This window comes from Candidatus Bandiella numerosa (assembly GCF_021811875.1).
Classification (GTDB): Bacteria; Pseudomonadota; Alphaproteobacteria; order Rickettsiales; family Midichloriaceae; genus Aquirickettsia; species Aquirickettsia numerosa_A.
The window spans coordinates 1-489 of record NZ_JAJBJD010000218.1; the positions used below are offsets into that span (position 1 = coordinate 1).

Genomic DNA, 489 nt, shown 5'->3' on the forward strand with positions numbered 1-489 from the left:
ATAAATAAGTACACGCTAGATGCGGCAAAAAAAGAAGGCATGAGCAAAAACACAGAAATAACTGCGTTCTGCGATGGAGCCGCAAACTGCTGGAGTATTGTTGATTCATTGGAAAGTCACTGCAAAAGCATAACTAAAATTCTAGACTGGTATCATATTAGGCAGGCATATGACAGAGCTAAAATAGCTTTCCCAGATTACACAGATAGTCTTGATTCTTCAAAATATAAAGTATGGCATGGCAAGCCGCAAGAAGCTATTAATAAGCTCGATGAACTAATAAAAGAGTTAGAGTCTAACAAAGTGCCTGAGAGAAAGATTGACAAGGCGGCCTCAATAAAAGGCTATTTGTTAAATAATATTGATAAATTAGTCAACTACATGGAAAGAAAAGAAGCTAATCTACCATATACAAGCAGTATTGCAGAGACTATAGTAGAGTCTCAAATAAATACTAGATTCAAGCGAAAACAAAAAATGCAGTGGACC

General features: G+C 36.2%; 1 pseudogene. It reads left to right on the forward strand.

The annotated features are described in order from the left end of the window. Positions 1 to 489, forward strand: a pseudogene (locus tag L8D11_RS05455) (ISKra4 family transposase); the annotation flags it as partial.